We start from the raw sequence: 18,161 nt of genomic DNA on the forward strand, positions 1-18,161 counted from the left end.
AAAAAATATAAATTATGGGATTTGTTAAAGAATTTAAAGAGTTTGCCTTTAAGGGCAATGTTCTCGATCTGGCTGTCGGTGTGATCATTGGGGCAGCATTTGGTAAAATTGTTTCGTCTTTGGTAGAAGATGTTATCACGCCTCTGATCTTAAACCCGGCATTGAAAGCAGCCGGTGCAGAAAATATTGCAAAACTTACATGGAATGGTGTTGCTTATGGAAACTTCCTTTCAGCAGTAATCAGTTTCCTTTGTATTGCGATGGTTCTTTTCTGGATCATCAAACTGGCTAATAAAGTGAACAAAAAAGAGGCTCCAGCTCCTGCCGGACCTACAGAAGATCAAAAATTACTTACTGAGATCAGAGATTTGTTGAAAAGCAAAAATATCTAATTTGTAAACTACATTTTAATATAAAAAGCACCTCGGTCTAACCAAGGTGCTTTATTTATAATATCATTTCCAAATTACTGAATCTGTAAGATGCTTGAAATCTGCTCTGCCAGAGAAAGACCGATTCTATCCTGCGCTTCAAGCGTAGAAGCTCCCGTATGAGGGGTGAGGGAGATTTTAGAATGAGTAAGGATTTCTTTAGAAGGTGTTGGCTCATTAATGAAAACATCTAATCCGGCAAATCTTACTTTACCTGAGTCCAAAGCTTGAATTAAAGCTGCTTCATCAATAACTCCTCCTCTTGAGCAGTTGACAACAGCCACTCCGTCTTTCATTATTTCAAACTCATTCTTTCCGATCATATAACCGTCCTTCTGTGCAGGAACGTGCAGAGTAATGAAGTCTGAATGTTTTAAAACATCCTGTAACGGCTCTGTTTCAATATCAACATTGATGAACTGGTTGTTGTAAAATTTCACTTTGATACTTGCTCTTCCGACGTTATTATCAGCTGCAATCACTCTCATCCCAAGTCCTAAAGCAATTCTTGCCACTTCCTGGCCGATTCTTCCCATTCCCACAATACCGATGGTTTTTCCTCTCAGTTCTATACCTGCAGCGTATGCTTTTTTAAGACCTGCAAATTCAGTATCTCCTACAACTGGCATTTTTCTGTTAGAATCCTGAAGAAATCTCGCCCCGGAAAACAAATGGGCGAAAACAAGCTCAGCCACAGATTCCGATGATGCTGAAGGAGTGTTGATCACATGAATTCCTTTTTCTCTTGCATAATCTACGTCAATATTATCCATACCAACACCCCCTCTTCCAATAATGTCGATAGACGGACATCCATCAATAATATCTTTTCTTACCTGTGTGGCACTTCTCACCAATAAGGTGCGGATTTTGTGCTCATTAATATAATCTACTAAAAATTCCTGGGGAACTTTTGTAGTAATCACCTCAAAGCCTTTTTCTGTCAATGCATCTATTCCAGATTGATCCAGGCCGTCGTTTGCTAAAACTTTCATAAAATATCAAGTATATTAAAAAATGAAAGATTTAAAAATTAAAGGTACTGGTTCACATTTAATCTTTAAATCTTTGAATTATATTTTTATTCGCCGTCTTCTTTGAATACCTCAATGGTCACTTGTTTTTCTACCAAATCCGTAAATCTTCCTTTGTATCTTGTAGCTCTTACCAGGTGGTTGTCTATCCAGTGATAATTTCCTCCTCTTGGTTTTCCGCAAAGCACGCTGTGGTATTTGAAGCCATGCTTATCCAGCCAGTCGATCGTAATTTGTTTCAGATTTTCGGTTCTTGAAGTAAAAAAGCAGATCTGATGTCCTTCGTCATACCATCTGTTGATCGTTTCCAGAGCATCAGGATAGGGTTCGCAGGTAACCATTCTTTCCGGCTCTTCATTGGGAACGTCATCAGTAATGGTTCCGTCGATATCTATTAAGTAATTTTTTATTCCATCCTTTAGAATAGGACTAATGTGTTCAATGTATTCTAATTCCATTACTAAATATTAAAAAACAAAGTTAGCGTTTTTACAACTATCAGGCATATTAATCTTAGTTTATGTTAATATTTTACTACAAAAACTATTATTTAAAGAATAATATCAATATTTTATTCATTATTTACCATGAAATAGTTAATAATTTTCGTTTTGCATTTCTTTTTTTAAATAAGAAAGTGGAGGTTTTAAAGAAAATCAGTCTGTGAATGGATGTATTATCTGTAAACTTTCATCATTTTATTAGTCTTATTACAAAAAGCATGATGTTTATCTAAAAATTTCCAAAATACATTTATTACTCTTACATTTGTAGGAATGGAAGAATTTGTCGTTTTAGTAAATCCTGAAGATGAGGTTTTAGGGCTGATGGAGAAACAGCAGGCTCACATCAATGGCTTGTTACACCGTGCTTTTTCTGTATTTCTTTTCAATAATAAAGGAGAAATGCTATTGCAGAAAAGAGCGTCAGGAAAATACCATTCTCCCAATCAATGGACCAATGCGGTATGCTCACACCCCCGAGAAGGAGAAACTTATCTGGAAGGAGCAGTACGCAGACTGAAAGAAGAATTGGGAATTGAAGCTGATCTTTCTGAAAAATTCCATTTTATTTACAAAGCAGATGTAGGCGGTGGTCTTTGGGAGCACGAGCTGGATCATGTGTTTGTGGGAAATCATGAAACTGATTTCAATTTAAATAAAGATGAAGTGGAAGAAGTAAGATTCATTTCTATGGAAGATCTTGATAAGGAAATTTCCGAACATCCTGAAAACTTTACAGAATGGTTCAAAATCATCCTCGAAGAATACAAACACCATTTTTAATGATGAAAAAAATATTGCTTTTTTCTGCTTTTTTGACAGGAAGCCTGTTTTTTGCCCAAAAGGCAGGTGTATTTGACACTCCGAATTACTCTATCAATGTTCCTGAAGGCTGGAAATCCACAAACGACAGTGAGATCATCAATATTTTCCCTACCAGCCAGATAGGTGCTATTACCATCTCGGAATATCATGATCTTCCCCTTCCGAAAGAAGAAGTGAAAAAATTTATCCTTGCCCTTTATCAATCACATGACGAAGAGAAAAAAGTAAAAGAAAAAAAGAGTCAGAAAGGGTATACGGAATACTTCTATGAGCATTTCGATGAAAAAGAAAAGCTGTTCTGGGTAACCAAAGCTTTTCAAAAAGATAAAAACTTATATTTGGTTTCCATCAACTGTGGCCAGAAGTTCTGGAACGGAAACTATATGACCCTATTCAATGAGACTTTTAACAGTTTTAAAATAAAGAAATAAAAATTAAATATGAAGAAAACAGCCTTGTACGACAAACATGTTTCTTTGGGAGCTAAGATCGTACCTTTCGCAGGTTTTGAAATGCCTGTTCAATATTCAGGGGTTACAGAAGAGCACTTTGCCGTAAGAGAAAAAGCAGGATTATTTGATGTTTCCCACATGGGACAGTTTTTCATCGAAGGGCCGGGTTCAAAAGACCTTTTGCAGTATGTAACTACCAACAATGTAGATGCACTTGAAAACGGAAAAGCTCAATATTCCTGCCTTCCGAACGAAAATGGCGGAATTGTAGATGACCTTATTGTTTACAAGATGGAAGATGACAAATATTTTGTAGTAGTCAACGCATCCAACATCGACAAAGACTGGAATCATATTTCAAAATACAATACTTTCGGAACTAAAATGACCAACGCTTCTGACGAAATGTCATTACTGGCAGTTCAGGGGCCTAAAGCTACTGAAATTCTTCAAAAACTTACGGAAGTAAACCTTTCAGAAATTCCTTACTATCATTTTACTGTAGGAACTGTTGCGGGCGAAAACGATGTGATTATTTCAAACACAGGATACACAGGAAGCGGTGGTTTTGAGATTTATTTCAATAACGGAAGTGCTGAAAAACTTTGGGATGCCGTAATGGAAGCAGGTAAAGAAGAAGGAATCATTCCTTGCGGATTGGCTGCCAGAGATACTTTAAGATTAGAAAAAGGATTCTGCCTGTACGGAAATGATATAGATGATACAACGTCTCCGATTGAAGCCGGTTTAGGATGGATCACTAAGTTTGACAAAGACTTCGTTTCTAAAGATGTTTTCGCAAAACAAAAAGAAGAAGGAGTTACAAGAAAACTAGTAGGTTTCGAATTGACAGACAAAGGAGTTCCAAGACATGATTATCCTGTAGTGGATGCTGAAGGAAATGTAATCGGGAAAGTAACTTCCGGAACACAGTCTCCAATGAAAAAAGTAGGTTTAGGTCTTGCTTATGTAGACAAACCTCACTTCAAATTAGGTTCTGAAATCTTCATTCAGGTAAGAAACAAGAACATTCCTGCAAAAGTGGTAAAAGCTCCTTTTGTATAATCTGTTCAAAAGATATAAGAAATAATAAATCAGCCCCGCAATTTTTGCGGGGCTGATTTTATAAAATTTTAGTGTGAAATATATTTTACCAGGGAAGCTCCATTTTCAAGATTCAAATTGAGCCTTTCAATGAAAAAGCGGACATCTTTTATAAAGTTGTCTTTCAGATATTCTTCTTCTATATCGTGCCCCCAGCTGATTCTTTTATAAAATTCAGGATTTTCTGCTAATGCATGTTCCAGTTCAATCAGTTTCACACGTAAAGGTTCTATACTTGTAAAACCTTCGTATTCTTCAGTATAATCCCAGAAATCCAACAAAGTAAGATCAACATTTAAAACTCTTTCGACTTGCCTTAACAGTCGATCTTCATCACCTGCATCCACATCTCCATCTCCTGTCATTATTAAGTTTAAGCCGTTTCTATGATCAAAATGGTAACGGTCTCTAAGCTCCAAATACTTTTCAAATGGTTCTTTCACATCAAAAATGAGATAGATCTCTAATCCAAATCCCATATACGCTATATCACACCAAAGAACTTCTGCAATTCTTCAACGTTCTTCTTATCATTTCCTACGAAAATCTCCTTGTCTGTCACAAAAACAGGTCTTTTAAGGAAAGTATAATGATCCAGCAGTAACTCTTTAAAATCTTTCTCTGTCAAAGACTTTACATCCAGCCCTCTCAATTTAATCTGAGTGGATTTTTTACTGAATAATGCTTCGTATGATTTTGTTTTCTTATGCATTTCCGCCAATTCCTCTTTTGTGATGGGCTCTTTTTTAATTTCGCGAAGTTCCCAGCCTGTAAGGTCAAATTGGGCTAAAATTTTTCTACATGTATCACAAGTGTTGAGATAAAATACTTTCTTCATTACGGGTTCTAAATCTGTTATGGGTTAAAATTCTCTTTCATTGAAAGTTTCGTCTTTCAAAAGTAGGATTTAATCTAAAACTTTGGAAATTATTAAATAACTTTATTCAAATTTTATAAAGATGCAGAACAAGCCTATTACTTTTCAGTTTATTTCGGAGCCTTCAGATGTTAATTACGGAGGAAATGTACACGGAGGAAGTGTTATGAAATGGATTGACCAGGCCGGTTATGCATGCGCGACAACCTGGAGTGGTAATTATTCTGTCACTGTTTATGTAGGCGGAATTCGTTTTTATGATCCTATTAAAATCGGGGAAGTAGTAAAAGTAGACGCTCAGGTGATCTATACCGGAACTTCAAGCATGCATATTGCCATCAATGTTTTTTCAAGAAATTTAAAACAGCCCAACTTTGAGAAGAAAACACATTGTATTATTGTATTTGTAGCTGTGGATGAAAATGGAAAAAAACTCCCTGTTCCAAAATGGACACCGGAAACAGAGGAAGAAAAACAGCTTGAAATGTATGCCAAACGCCTGATGGAGCTGAGAACGCAGATTGAAGATGAAATGAAACCTTTTTTGTAAGAGCGGGTTTCGGGATGCGAGATTGCAGGATTTGAGGTTTAAGGTTTTGGGAAACCAGTAACAAAAAACAACCAATCATATGATATGAAAAGTTTTTTTACTTTAACAGCATTGCTTGTAATAGCTTTGGTGCAGTCTCAGACACACCGGTTTATTTATGATCTTCAGTATAAAATGGATTCTACCGAGGCTGGATATGAAAAAGTGAATATGATCCTCGATATCACTCCGAAGGAAGTAAAATTCTATGGGAAAGATCTCGCCATCAGAGACTCACTGAATAAAAAATTCGGAACGAACTTCAGCTATACTGATATGACCGGACAGGTAGTTAAAAGAAAGATCAATTCTTTTGATAATGAAAATTTCATCAATATTAAAAACGGATATTATACATTTAAAACTATAGATAAGATCAATTGGACGATTGCTGATGAGATAAAAAAGGTAGAAAACTATACTTTACAAAAAGCAACTACAAAATTTGGAGGGAGAAGCTGGACGGCCTGGTTCTGTAAAGATATTCCATTTAATGAAGGGCCATTTAAACTGCGTGGATTGCCCGGTTTAATCTTTGAGCTATCAGATGCTAAGAAAAATTTCCTTTATACGCTCGTTAAAAGCAGAGAACTTCCGGAAGTTTCCCCTACTTCAGATTTCCTGGAATCCAGCTTTGGTAATAAAGCAATTCCTATTAACGAAAAGCAAAAACATAAGCTGCTTATGGAGTTTTATAATGATCCTTTTGCTTTTGAAAGAAATAATATCAGCAAATCCAATAATGACCTTAGAATTAATATCAACGGAAAGGAAATTCATAATGTTGATGAACTGAATACGCAAACCAAAAGCATGCAGGAGGTTATCAGAAAATATAATAATCCGATTGAAATCAATAAGGCGATGCATTATCCGGTATATTAAAGCTATGGTTATTTTAAGTTTGGGCTAAAGCCAATGGGATTTAAAATTTATTTGGCTGGGCTAAAGCCCACCCCTATTGAATTTTAACAATAAGATCTTTTATCTTTTATCTTTTATCTTTTATCTTTTATCTTTTATCTTTTATCTTTTATCTTTTATCTTTTATCTTTTATCTTTTATCTTTTTACTATAATTCATATATTTGCATCATCAAAAGGAAATGGTGTTCTTCCTTACCCAACCGCTTTACAAAAGCTGATGACGCCTGATTAAAAGATTATTAACAAATAACTAATCAGGATTACTATGTCAAAAAGTCAAAGAACACCAGGTAAAAAAGCAATTTTTCATACTCGTTTTTTCTTCAGAAAATTTCCGGCAGTTCCTTATATTTTAAAATGGCTGTGTATCAGTATCATCATTGGTATATTGGTAGGAACAGCTTCTGCAGGATTTCTTCAGTCTTTAGAATGGGCAACAAACTTCAGAGAAAATCATCTCTGGCTGATTGCTTTACTTCCTGCTGCAGGATTTCTGATAGGGCTTCTTTATTATTATTTCGGAAAAGATGTGGAGGCTGGAAATAACCTGTTGATTGATACCATCCATGAACCCAAGGGAATTATTCCTTTTAAAATGGCTCCTTTTGTCTATCTGGGAACAATTGCAACGCATTTTTTCGGAGGTTCTGCGGGCCGTGAAGGAACAGCTCTTCAGATGGCGGGTGCCATCGCGGATCAGCTCACCAGGCCTTTTAAACTTGACAGAAATGAAAGAAAAATATTAATTATTGCTGCTATTGCTGCCGGATTTGGCTCCGTTTTCGGAACACCACTGGCAGGAGCCGTTTTTGGTCTTGAAGTTTTTCTGATCGGAAGGATTCGTTACAATGCAATCTTTCCGGCATTTGCTTCCGCAATTCTGGCAGACTGGGCTACCAATCTATGGAATGTAAAACATACCCATTACCATATTGATTTTATTCCGAAACTTGAATTTTTACCAATTCTATACAGCATTCTGGCAGGAATAGCTTTTGGAATCTGCGCGGCTGCTTTCAGTAAAATCATCCACTGGATGGGCTCTGTCTTTAAATCAAATATCAAATACCCTCCGCTTCGTCCTGTAGTGGGAGGAATTATTATAGCACTTGCCGTTTTTGCGATGGGAACAACCCGTTATATCGGACTGGGCGTTCCTATAATTATGGAATCTTTTGAAAAGCAGCTTCCACTGTATGATTTTGCTTTAAAAATGATTTTTACCATTGTTACCCTTTCAGCCGGATTTAAAGGTGGAGAAGTGACACCCTTGTTCTTCATTGGTGCTACCTTAGGCAGTGCTTTATCACTTTTCATCCCATTACCGTTCGGATTATTGGCAGGAATGGGATTTGTAGCCGTATTTGCCGGAGCTACCAATACTCCTTTGGCCTGTATGCTGATGGGAATTGAATTATTCGGAGCAGAATGCGGTGTATATGTAGCTATTGCGTGTGTCGTTTCTTATCTTCTTTCCGGTCATAACAGTATTTATACAAAACAAAAGATTGGAGAGGCAAAAAACAGAAGATTTGAAAGTCAGCAGGACAAGTCTGTTTCGGATTTTTTATAAGGGATTTCGAGATGCAGGGTGCGGGATGTGGGATGCGAAGTGCGAGGAGCGGGGTCACAATTATTTGTTTATTTTGTTGCTGGATGCGGTATGCTGGTTTTTATTAGTTCTCAGTTCTTCATTTATAACATCTTAAACCTGAAATCCCGAAACTCGCACCACGAATCCCACACCACGAAACCCGAATCCCGAATCCCCGATCTCTCAAATACTAAGACTCCGAAACTCGCAACACGCATCTCATTACCCTCAAACCCTCCCACTCTCAAACTCCCTTCATCATTTCCAACTATAATTCGTAATTTTACCCCATGTTCGATTACAGATTAAAAGTTTTCCATACGGTGGCTACCCGATTAAGCTTCACCAAGGCTTCAGAGGAGCTACACATCTCACAACCTGCTGTCACTAAACATATTAAAGAAATTGAAACTCAGATAGGTGCTAAGCTATTTGACCGTAAAGGAACTTCTATCCAGCTGACCCAAAGCGGAAAAATTCTGTTTGAACATGCAGAAAAGATCAGAAACATCTATCGTGATATGGAGTTTGAGATCAGCCAGATCAGCCAGCAGCATAAAGGAAAACTGATTATCGGGGCGAGTACAACTATAGCACAGTATATTTTACCGGAGATTTTAGCCAAATTCAATTCGTATTATAAAGATATTAAGATTGAATTGCTGACAGGAAATACAGAAACAATCTCAACGCTTTTAAAAGAAGAAAAAATTGATCTCGGTATCATTGAAGGAGAATCACAGTCTTCTTATTTCGAGTATAAAACGTTTAAGCCCGATGAAATTGTTCTGGCGGCAAAGTCAGATCATCCTCTTACTCATAAAACTTTAAACTTAAAAGATCTTTACCAACTGGATCTGGTCTTCAGAGAACAAGGTTCCGGGACACTTGAATTCATCCAAAACAGGCTTAAAGAAAAGGAAATCAATATCCATGAATTGAATACTGTTATGCAATTGGGAAGCAGTGAAAGTATCAAAAATTATCTTCTTCATTCGGAATGTATGGCGTTTCTTTCTATCAGTACTATCTTAAATGAACTGAAAAACAATGTACTTACGGTCATTGACATTAAAAATTTCAGTATTGAAAGAGATTTTCATTTTATCCTGCCTAAAGGCGAACAATCTGAACTGATCAAACTTTTTTTGAGGTTTGCAGAATAAGCAATAAGCAATAAGCAATAAGCAATAAGCAATAAGCAATAAGCAATAAGCAATAAGCAATAAGCAATAAGCAAAGATATAACTTTTAGTTATCCAATATAACAAAATACGATTTACTTTGTAATACTATTTTCCGGACTTTTGATACTTATTTTAAAAGTTCGCATTATGAAAGATTTCATTCAAAATGAAATAACAAGGAAAGTATTTTTTATTGTTTTGGCTGTATTATGCCTTACACCTTTTATATCTTCTCCAATTGCTCTTGCTTTGGGATTTGCCCTGGCTGTTTTTATCGGAAACCCTTTTGAAAAACACCTTCATCAATATATTCATTTACTGCTGCAGATTTCAATAGTAGGTCTTGGATTCGGGCTGAAACTTGATGAAGCGCTTCATGCCGGAAAAACAGGCTTGATGCTGACTGTTGTAAGTATTGTCACCGTTATGGTTTTAGGATATTTTCTGGGAAAATTATTTAAACTGGAAAGACCTTTATCTTATCTTCTCTCCGCAGGAACTGCTATTTGTGGCGGGAGTGCTATTGCTGCTGTTTCCCCCATCATTAAACCTAATACAAAACAAATTTCTCTTGCACTGGCTATTGTTTTTACCTTAAATTCGGTTGCCTTGTTTGTATACCCTGCAATAGGACACCTGCTGAATCTTTCACAGGAGCAGTTTGGACTTTGGTGTGCTGTGGGAATTCACGATACGAGTTCTGTAGTAGGTGCTGCCAGCAAATATGGAGATGAAGCCTTGAAAATAGCAACTACTGTGAAATTGGCTCGTGCTTTATGGATTATACCTGTTTCACTGATTACCATGTTTATTTTTAAAAGTAAAGATTCCAAAATAAAGATTCCGTGGTTTATCGGGTATTTCATTGTGGCGATCCTTTTGAATACTTATTTCCCATTTCTTGACCGCTTCAGCACTTCAATTACTGTTCTGGCAAAATCCGGTCTGAATCTGACCTTATTTTTGATTGGTTCTACCCTTTCTATTCAAACGCTGAAATCAATCGGATTAAAACCTTTGGTTATGGCAATTATCCTATGGATCACCATAAGTGTTGGCAGTCTTCTTTACATTATCTATTAAAAAGAGCAGAACCCTTTTGGAATCAAAAGGGTTCTGCATATTAAATGTGGAAATGTTTATTTCTAATTGAAATAATTTCTTAGATCTCCCCACAAGTATAAACCTGTGGACAGCCCATATATATTGAGCAATAGTCAGGACCAGTTACAGCACCAGAGCAGCTACATCCGCAAAGAGATAAATCCGGCTTACCGCTTACTCCTCCAGTAATATTTTTTAAATCTTGTTTTCTCAGTTTTTTAGCATTTTTCATAATGTTCATGTAGTTTAGTTTTGATTAAAAATATAGTTTTAGTTACTTCTCAAAGTTAAACAAATATTAAACACTCGCAACAAAAATCAGAATAAAATTTAATAATTTATTGATTATAACTTCATTGTTATATTCAAAACAAGGATTACCAGCATCTTATTTATTAAACAAGTTAAATTATTCTGTAAATTCAAGATCTCTGTCGTGGGTTTCAGAAATGGTAAGTGAAGAGTAAAATGCAAGCCCGAATACCACTACTCCTACTATGGCAGCACTTTCTACAACAGGGAAATGCCCTTTAAGGGAATCAAAAGCGAATATCATTACCGGCACCAACCCTCTTACCATATTGGGAACAGTTGTGGTTGCAGTATTTCTTATATTCGTTCCAAACTGTTCTGCTGCCAGTGTCACAAACATGGCCCAATATCCTGTTCCAAATCCCAGCCATACACAAAACATGTAATATTTTGTTTCCGTATTTGTATTACCAAATAACATGATTGCCACCCCAACCAGAGTAAAGACCAGCATATAAAAGATGGCCATTTTTCGTGATTTTAAAGCATGAGAAATAAACCCGCTCAACAGGTCGCCGACAGAAATACCTACATAAGCCCACATAATTGCTTTTCCGGGGTTGATATCTTTTATGCCCAATTCAGGGGCAAACTGATTGGCTAAAACAGCCAGAATCCCTATGCAATACCAAGTAGGTAATCCCACTGCAATGCATTTTAAATACCTTATCAATCTGTCTTTATTGGTAAAAAAGGAGAGAAAGTTTCCTTTTGAGATGTTTTTATGCTCAAGATTCTTATAAATTCCGGATTCCGATACGCTTATTCTCAGTATCAATAACATAATTCCCATGATCCCACCGATAATGTAAGAAATATTCCATCCTCCGGCCAGCTCTACGGTAAGCTGAGCTACAACAGCACCCATTAATCCAAAACCTGCAACTACTGAGGTTCCGATAGCTCTTAAATTCTTCGGCAGACTTTCAGAAACCAGCGTAATTCCGGCTCCGAGCTCTCCGGCAAGTCCAATACCCGCAATAAATCTTAACCCGGCATATTGGTACACTAAATGCTCTTTCGGAAAATAAGGAAGAAAACCACAGGCAATATTGGCTAATGAATAAACCAAAATAGATCCAAACAGTACAGAAAGTCTTCCCTTTTTGTCTCCAAAAATTCCCCAGAATACCCCTCCTATGAGAAGTCCTACCATCTGGCAGTTCAGTATGAAGGTTCCGTCTGCATCCGGATTAAGCCCTAATGCATTTAAACTTGGAATTCTAACGATACCGAATAAAAGAAGGTCATAGATATCTACAAAATAGCCTAAGGCAGAAATAATAACGGGAATAGAGAAAATGTACTTCAGTTTTGAAGACAGGGACAGTTCTTGCATTTTTAAGTTTTGATAAAAATAAAAAACCTTTCAATTTCTTGAAAGGTTTTTATCAAATATCTTTTTCTGATTATTATCTGGCAATATTCACAGCTCTTGTTTCTCTGATTACTGTTACTTTTACCTGTCCCGGATAAGTCAGTTCATTTTGGATTTTCTCAGAGATGTCGTAAGAAAGCTGAGAAGCTACTTCGTCATTTACTTTTCCACTCTCTACCATTACTCTCAGTTCTCTACCTGCCTGAATTGCATAAGCACTGGATACTCCATCGAAGCTTAATGCTGCAGATTCAAGATCTTTTAATCTCTGAATATAAGATTCCAATACCTGTCTTCTTGCTCCCGGTCTAGCTCCAGAGATCGCATCAGCAACCTGAATGATCGGAGATAATAACGATTTCATTTCAATTTCGTCGTGGTGAGCTCCGATTGCGTTTACAACTTCAGGGTTTTCACCGTATTTCTCAGCCCACTGCATTCCTAAAAGGGCGTGTGGTAATTCTGATTCCTGCTCAGGAACTTTACCGATATCGTGTAAAAGACCTGCTCTTTTGGCTAATTTAACGTTTAATCCTAATTCAGCAGCCATGGTTGCAGCAATGTTGGCTACTTCTCTCGAGTGCTGTAGTAAGTTTTGTCCGTAAGAAGAACGGTATTTCATTCTACCTACAATTTTGATCAGTTCAGGGTGTAATCCGTGGATTCCTAAATCAATGATGGTTCTCTTCCCTACTTCAATGATTTCCTCTTCGATCTGTTTTCTAGTTTTTTCTACTACTTCTTCGATTCTTGCCGGGTGAATTCTACCATCGGTTACCAATCTGTGAAGGGATAGTCTTGCAATCTCTCTTCTTACAGGATCGAAACATGAAAGAAGGATAGCTTCAGGAGTATCATCAACGATAATTTCTACTCCGGTTACTGCTTCTAAAGCACGGATATTTCTACCTTCTCTACCGATAATTCTACCTTTTACTTCATCAGACTCGATGTTGAAAACGGATACTGAATTTTCGATTGCCTGCTCGGTTCCAATTCTCTGGATCGTTTGAATAACAATTTTTCTTGCTTCATTCTTGGCATTCAGCTGAGCTTCTTCCATGATGCTCTGAACATGTGCCTGCGCTCTTGTTTTTGCCTCAGCTCTCATAGTTTCCACCAATTCTGCTTTAGCTTCCTCTGCAGTATAATTAGAGATTTTTTCTAGTATTTCTACTTTTTTGGCAGTAGCTATATCTAATTCCTGCTGTTTTCTGTCCAGAATTTCGTTCTTCTTAGCATAATCTGCAATCTGCTTGTCTAAGTCTTTTTCAAGCTTTCCAGTCTTGCTAAGTTCATCATTCAGCTTATGCTCTTTGTCTTTTGTTCTCTTTTCAACTTCCTGCATTTTCTTTTCACGGGATTGAATGTCAGCGTCATGCTGTGATTTCAATTCCAGGAATTTTTCTTTAGCCTGAAGATTCTTTTCTTTCTTTATGGATTCAGCCTGAACATTGGCTTTTTCTATAAGGTTTTCGGCATTTTTCTTGGCATCATCTATGATGAATTTTGCTTTCGTATTCAGAGAACTTCTGGAAAAAAATATTCCCACTACAGCTCCGATTACTAAACAAACAACACCTACTATAACTTCTATCATAATTTATATTGAGTTTTAATTGTATTCATATCCTTGTTCAATAAAAAAAGCCCACAATAATCCAGAGATTGAGAGTAAACTCCTAATCAACACGATTTGAACTGATTTCCACTGTCTGTAATCCGGAAGTCCGGCACGCCATTCGATGGACATTTGTTCGGTAATTGTTTAGCGTTGAGTTTACCTTTAATGTGTTAGAATTATTGTAGGCAGTACTTTTCAGGAAAAAAAATCTATTTCCCGATTTCATTCAACGACTGATTAATCTGCGTTAATCTTTCGTTGGTTGAATTAATATTTTTTTCGTAGTTCAGAGAAACTACTTCTGCATTGGTTCCCAGTTTAAGGGCACACATTGCCAAAGCATCCTGTTTATCTCTTACATCGAAATTCTGTTCAAAATCTTTAATCATATTCTCGATCTGCTTCCCTACTTTACGCAAAGTTTCTTCCTCTGCTGCCGGTACGTTCAGCGGATACACTCTTCCTGCAATGTTGACGGTTATTCTCCTTACCTCCATTATAATCCACTGTTTTGAAGCTGAGCAATACAGAAATCAATTTCTTTCACCAATCTGTTGATATGGTTTTTCATTAACCTATTGTGTTCAGGATTTCCTGATATTGCTGAATAAAGTTTTATATTTTTTTGTTCTTCTGCTAATACCTGATTCTTTCTTCTTTCCTCATCATATTTCTTCTTCAACTCTTCATGCTCAAAATTTAATTCTTTTAAATTTTCCGTAAGATTTTTATAGTTCTTTTGCAGAGTCGAAATCTTTCTCTCTAATTCTGAAAAATTGTTTTCTAAATCTTGAAGCATTTCAGGTTTGTATATTCTAACTAAAAGCAAAAATAAAAAAATAATAACACTAACAAAAATAAAACACTCTATATTTTGATATAACAATAAAAAAGGAGGCGCCAGTGCACCTCCTGTGTATTTTTTGACACAATATTTTTATTCAAATTTCAGAACGAACATTACCGCTCTTGTCTGCAGTGTAGAGATCGCAGATGACCAGTAAGGAGGTGTAGTAGCATTATCCGCCACTTTCTCATTGTTCATGAAGAATGTTCCTCTTACGGCAGGAGTCAGCTTAAACTTGTTGAAATAAAACTGAATTCCCATTTCTGCAGACCATGCAAAGTTGTGCGTTGTAGATCTGTAGATTCCCTGCATGTTGTCATCTGTGGAACTTGAGTTAGACTGAAGGTTTACAACATAGTTCACCCCTGCAGCAACGTAAGGCCTTGAGTTGTACCATCTTTGACCATGAAGTTCCAGAAGTACCGGAATATCAATCAAGGTAGATTTAATTTCTCTTACTTTATCCTTTTCCTGTAAAGGGAATGGCATAAAAGGAGGATTGGTTAAAGATCCACCCGCATAAATGTCATTGGATTGAGTATTAAAAGTCAACTGTCTTTGTGCAAACTGTAACCCTGGTTCTACTCTTACATCAAGATAGTCATTCAGTCTCCATTTTGCAATAAGCCCGGCACCGAAACTATAACTTTCCTTAGAGGTAACAAGGTTTTCATTATCATTCATCCCATATTTCGGATGCAAAACAATGCGGTAATCCAGTCTGTTCCCGTTCAAATAAAACCCCCAACTGAATTTCTGTTCGTCGAAATCTTCCAACTTGTCCATTCTGTTTCGGGTTCTGAATTGCGCGTTTGCAAAAACGGCAACATTTACTGAGGTTAAAACCAGTGCTTTTAATAGAAATTTATTCATAGGTTACTTTGTTGCTTTATAAATTGTGGCTATACCTAAACTTAATTTTTTATATTCAACTTTCTTAAATCCCGTATCTAAAAGAATTTGCTTCATCTTCTCCCCGAAAGGAAAAGCATTTACAGAATCCGGAAGGTATGTATACGCCCTATTATCCTTAGAAACCAATCTGCCGATGGCAGGCAATATATTTTTGAAATAAAACATATAAAATGGCCCCATGAAACCCTCAACCTTTGAAAACTCCAGTATATAAACACTTTTGTTATCTTTAACTACTCTTCTTAACTCTGCCAAACCTTTGGTAAGGTTTTCAAAATTCCTTACTCCAAATGCAACGGAAACAGCATCAAATCTATTGTCCTCGAAAGGTAAATTTTCTGCATCTCCTTTTTGCATGGAAATTTTGCCGTCTAATTTAAGTTTTTTTATTTTAATAACGCCAACATTCAGCATTTGTTGTGATAAATCTAATCCAACTACTTTAGAACCGGTTCCTTTTTCAATAGTAATTGCCAGATCTCCCGTTCCTGTAGCCACATCCAGCACTTCCTGCGGATTATCATTTTTCATCCATCTTACCAGTTTATTTCTCCATAAAACATCAATTTTCATGGATAAAACATGGTTCAGAAGGTCATACTTCGGTGCAATGTTGTCGAACATATCCTCTACCTGGCTTTTTTTGGTAGCCTCTGAATTGTAGGGAGTAACTTTGGTGATATCTTTTGTCAAAACTTAAAACTTGTAATATTCTTTGTAATAATTTAGGTAATCCTGCTTTCTGAAGATTTTGGATCGTGATTCCACTTTCTGGATATTTTTGATCACTTTGTCATAGTCTTCATCTACATTGTAATAAAAATCTTCTGTGTAAAGCTTATTGAAGCGTCTTGCTCCTCCGTAATAATCCTTTCCGTCGATAACCGTTTTATCAAGTGCTGTCAGCAACGAATCTTTTTTAAGATTATATCCGTAATACTGATCATTTACGTAGTAATCCTGATGGGTAATATTAATCAGACCACGAAGTTTATTGACTTCAAATGCTGAATCGTAAAGCATTTTCTTGTTCTGATCAAAAACCTGAATAGAGTTTTTCCCTTTATTCAAATCCACATGCACATACTGCCCCGCTGAAATAATTCCTTCAGATCCGTTATTGATCTTAAAGTAATACGTATTCGGGGTAGGATTATCTACCACATAATAATTCTTCTTGGCTAAAAAAAGGAAGTAGATCCCAAAGGCAACGATAAACGCCACAGCTGCAATAAGTAAGCCTTTTAAGGACGAGTTGTTTTTCATAGATTGTAAAGTACAATTTTTGCAAATTTAATAATATTTTTAATTCTCCGTTATTAATATTAATTATTAACTTTGCATCTTTAAAAAAATCATATAAACGAATGCCGAATACGATCATTATTGGCTCTGGATCTTATATTCCGAACAGAGTTATTGGTAGAGATTACTTCATGAATTCCGAGTTTTATACTGAAGACGGAGTAAAGATTGAAAAGCCTGTGGAAGAGACCATTGCGAAATTTGTAGAGATTACAGAAATCGAAAACAGGAGATTCATTGAGGATGATCTTTCCAATTCACAAATCGGTTATGAAGCTGCAAAAATCGCCCTTGAGGATGCAAAAGTAGACGGCGAACAACTGGATTATATCATCTATGCAAGCAATTTCGGGGAAGTTACAGAACACGGATATGCTGATTTTATGCCTACAATGGCAGCGAGAGTAAAGAATAAACTGGGAATCAAAAACAGAAAATGCGTAACATATGATATGCTTTTCGGATGTCCGGGATGGGTGGAAGCTATGATTTTGGCAGATAACCTTATTAAAGCTAAAGTAGCTAAAACAATTCTTGTTATAGGAGGGGAAACTTTAAGCAGAGTAACAGATCCACATGACAGAAACAGAATGATCTTTGCAGACGGTGCAGGAGCTGTAGTAGTAAAAGCAACAGATGAAGAGAATGTAGGGATTATTGCCCACAACACGATTTGTGACAACGGACCTGAATTAAATTATCTTGAAAACCAACCTTCCATCAATAAAGAAGTAGATCAAAAACGCCTATATGTAAGAATGTTAGGAAGAAAAATCTATGAATACGCTCTAAAAAATGTACCGGTTGCGATCAAGGATACCATTACTGATGCCGGTCTTTCTATTGAAGATATAGACAAAATCTTAATTCACCAGGCAAACGCTAAAATGGATTATGCTATGATTGAAAGACTTCACAGACTTTATGATGTAAAAGAATACGATCATGCCATCTCTCCTATGACGATCCAGGATCTTGGAAACACTTCTGTAGCAACAATTCCTACTATGTATGATTTAATAATTAAAGGAAAAATGGAAGGTCAATCGTTTAAAGATAATGGTAACATTGTAATGACTTCGGTAGGTGCCGGAATGAACATCAATGCTATCGTTTATAGATTTCCTAAAAAGTAATATTTAAACCATTAAAAT

Annotated in this window: 22 protein-coding genes and 1 riboswitch; of the genes, 10 read left to right on the forward strand and 12 right to left on the reverse strand. The window is 36.4% G+C overall.

The features are described from left to right. Positions 1 to 14 precede the first annotated feature (14 nt). Positions 15 to 392, forward strand: a complete 378-nt coding sequence (gene mscL / locus A1704_RS04545) for a large conductance mechanosensitive channel protein MscL (RefSeq protein ID WP_034695945.1) — start codon at positions 15 to 17, stop codon at positions 390 to 392. Between the two features lie 74 nt (positions 393 to 466). Here mscL and A1704_RS04550 read toward each other — a convergent pair whose 3' ends face one another. Next, the gene (locus A1704_RS04550) at positions 467 to 1,426 is read right to left on the reverse strand and encodes a D-2-hydroxyacid dehydrogenase (RefSeq protein ID WP_062670879.1); all 960 of its coding nucleotides are present in this window, start codon (positions 1,424 to 1,426) and stop codon (positions 467 to 469) included. Between the two features lie 86 nt (positions 1,427 to 1,512). Continuing rightward, positions 1,513 to 1,923 carry an LNS2 domain-containing protein gene (locus A1704_RS04555; RefSeq protein WP_002980498.1) on the reverse strand — a complete coding sequence of 137 codons (411 nt, stop codon included), beginning with the start codon at positions 1,921 to 1,923 and terminating at the stop codon, positions 1,513 to 1,515. 318 nt (positions 1,924 to 2,241) lie between these two features. Between A1704_RS04555 and idi the strand changes: the two genes are divergently transcribed. Genes idi through gcvT form a run of 3 tightly spaced genes read left to right on the forward strand, consistent with a single transcriptional unit; the run spans position 2,242 to position 4,310 of the window. Then, positions 2,242 to 2,751, forward strand: a complete 510-nt coding sequence (gene idi, locus A1704_RS04560) for an isopentenyl-diphosphate Delta-isomerase (RefSeq protein WP_062670881.1) — start codon at positions 2,242 to 2,244, stop codon at positions 2,749 to 2,751. Beyond that, positions 2,751 to 3,224, forward strand: a complete 474-nt coding sequence (locus A1704_RS04565; RefSeq protein WP_062670883.1) for a hypothetical protein — start codon at positions 2,751 to 2,753, stop codon at positions 3,222 to 3,224. The genes idi and A1704_RS04565 overlap by 1 nt, the downstream gene beginning before the upstream one ends. A gap of 9 nt (positions 3,225 to 3,233) precedes the next feature. Beyond that, on the forward strand, positions 3,234 to 4,310 hold the full coding sequence (gene gcvT / locus A1704_RS04570; RefSeq protein WP_062670885.1) for a glycine cleavage system aminomethyltransferase GcvT: 1,077 nt from the start codon (positions 3,234 to 3,236) through the stop codon (positions 4,308 to 4,310). Between the two features lie 68 nt (positions 4,311 to 4,378). On the opposite strand, the gene A1704_RS04575 is transcribed toward gcvT, so the two are convergent. Together A1704_RS04575 and A1704_RS04580 are read right to left on the reverse strand one after the other, a co-directional pair. Then, positions 4,379 to 4,828 carry a hypothetical protein gene (locus tag A1704_RS04575; protein WP_062670887.1) on the reverse strand — a complete coding sequence of 150 codons (450 nt, stop codon included), beginning with the start codon at positions 4,826 to 4,828 and terminating at the stop codon, positions 4,379 to 4,381. A 5-nt stretch (positions 4,829 to 4,833) separates the two neighbouring features. Next, positions 4,834 to 5,187, reverse strand: a complete 354-nt coding sequence (locus A1704_RS04580; protein WP_062670889.1) for an arsenate reductase family protein — start codon at positions 5,185 to 5,187, stop codon at positions 4,834 to 4,836. 121 nt (positions 5,188 to 5,308) lie between these two features. Here A1704_RS04580 and A1704_RS04585 point away from each other — a divergent pair, with 121 nt between their 5' ends. The 5 genes from A1704_RS04585 to A1704_RS04605 all read left to right on the forward strand — a co-directional run bounded on the left by A1704_RS04585 (position 5,309) and on the right by A1704_RS04605 (position 10,605). Next, on the forward strand, positions 5,309 to 5,776 hold the full coding sequence (locus A1704_RS04585; protein ID WP_002980508.1) for an acyl-CoA thioesterase: 468 nt from the start codon (positions 5,309 to 5,311) through the stop codon (positions 5,774 to 5,776). Positions 5,777 to 5,860: 84 nt separating this feature from the next. Beyond that, on the forward strand, positions 5,861 to 6,700 hold the full coding sequence (locus tag A1704_RS04590; RefSeq protein ID WP_082798705.1) for a GLPGLI family protein: 840 nt from the start codon (positions 5,861 to 5,863) through the stop codon (positions 6,698 to 6,700). Positions 6,701 to 6,907: 207 nt separating this feature from the next. Then, positions 6,908 to 6,975, forward strand: a riboswitch (Fluoride riboswitch). A 31-nt stretch (positions 6,976 to 7,006) separates the two neighbouring features. Beyond that, positions 7,007 to 8,314 carry a voltage-gated chloride channel family protein gene (locus A1704_RS04595; protein WP_082798706.1) on the forward strand — a complete coding sequence of 436 codons (1,308 nt, stop codon included), beginning with the start codon at positions 7,007 to 7,009 and terminating at the stop codon, positions 8,312 to 8,314. Between the two features lie 311 nt (positions 8,315 to 8,625). Continuing rightward, positions 8,626 to 9,501, forward strand: coding sequence for a LysR family transcriptional regulator (locus A1704_RS04600; protein ID WP_062670891.1), 876 nt, complete (start codon positions 8,626 to 8,628; stop codon positions 9,499 to 9,501). A gap of 168 nt (positions 9,502 to 9,669) precedes the next feature. After that, positions 9,670 to 10,605 (forward strand): YeiH family protein, encoded by a 936-nt coding sequence (locus A1704_RS04605; protein WP_062670893.1) that lies wholly within the window; start codon positions 9,670 to 9,672, stop codon positions 10,603 to 10,605. 79 nt (positions 10,606 to 10,684) lie between these two features. On the opposite strand, the gene A1704_RS04610 is transcribed toward A1704_RS04605, so the two are convergent. The 8 genes from A1704_RS04610 to A1704_RS04645 all read right to left on the reverse strand — a co-directional run bounded on the left by A1704_RS04610 (position 10,685) and on the right by A1704_RS04645 (position 16,968). Beyond that, positions 10,685 to 10,867, reverse strand: a complete 183-nt coding sequence (locus tag A1704_RS04610) for a hypothetical protein (protein ID WP_062670895.1) — start codon at positions 10,865 to 10,867, stop codon at positions 10,685 to 10,687. 168 nt (positions 10,868 to 11,035) lie between these two features. Then, positions 11,036 to 12,277, reverse strand: coding sequence for an MFS transporter (locus tag A1704_RS04615; RefSeq protein ID WP_062670897.1), 1,242 nt, complete (start codon positions 12,275 to 12,277; stop codon positions 11,036 to 11,038). A 73-nt stretch (positions 12,278 to 12,350) separates the two neighbouring features. After that, positions 12,351 to 13,916, reverse strand: a complete 1,566-nt coding sequence (rny, locus tag A1704_RS04620; RefSeq protein ID WP_062670898.1) for a ribonuclease Y — start codon at positions 13,914 to 13,916, stop codon at positions 12,351 to 12,353. A gap of 233 nt (positions 13,917 to 14,149) precedes the next feature. Continuing rightward, entirely contained in the window at positions 14,150 to 14,437 is a 288-nt protein-coding gene (locus A1704_RS04625; RefSeq protein WP_034695967.1) for a cell division protein ZapA, read from the reverse strand. Then, on the reverse strand, positions 14,437 to 14,739 hold the full coding sequence (locus A1704_RS04630) for a hypothetical protein (RefSeq protein WP_034695970.1): 303 nt from the start codon (positions 14,737 to 14,739) through the stop codon (positions 14,437 to 14,439). Before A1704_RS04630 ends, A1704_RS04625 begins: the two co-directional genes overlap by 1 nt. A gap of 138 nt (positions 14,740 to 14,877) precedes the next feature. Continuing rightward, positions 14,878 to 15,660, reverse strand: a complete 783-nt coding sequence (gene porT / locus A1704_RS04635; RefSeq protein ID WP_034695972.1) for a type IX secretion/gliding motility protein PorT/SprT — start codon at positions 15,658 to 15,660, stop codon at positions 14,878 to 14,880. Positions 15,661 to 15,663: 3 nt separating this feature from the next. Beyond that, the gene (ubiE, locus tag A1704_RS04640; protein WP_047096897.1) at positions 15,664 to 16,395 is read right to left on the reverse strand and encodes a bifunctional demethylmenaquinone methyltransferase/2-methoxy-6-polyprenyl-1,4-benzoquinol methylase UbiE; all 732 of its coding nucleotides are present in this window, start codon (positions 16,393 to 16,395) and stop codon (positions 15,664 to 15,666) included. A gap of 3 nt (positions 16,396 to 16,398) precedes the next feature. Next, a complete protein-coding gene (locus tag A1704_RS04645; protein ID WP_062670900.1) occupies positions 16,399 to 16,968 on the reverse strand; it encodes a hypothetical protein in 570 nt (189 codons plus the stop codon). A gap of 101 nt (positions 16,969 to 17,069) precedes the next feature. Here A1704_RS04645 and A1704_RS04650 point away from each other — a divergent pair, with 101 nt between their 5' ends. Further along, a complete protein-coding gene (locus tag A1704_RS04650; RefSeq protein WP_062670902.1) occupies positions 17,070 to 18,143 on the forward strand; it encodes a 3-oxoacyl-ACP synthase III family protein in 1,074 nt (357 codons plus the stop codon). Positions 18,144 to 18,161: the final 18 nt, after the last annotated feature.

Origin of the sequence: Chryseobacterium cucumeris, assembly GCF_001593385.1 — a bacterium.
In the GTDB taxonomy this organism is placed as follows: Bacteria; Bacteroidota; Bacteroidia; order Flavobacteriales; family Weeksellaceae; genus Chryseobacterium; species Chryseobacterium cucumeris.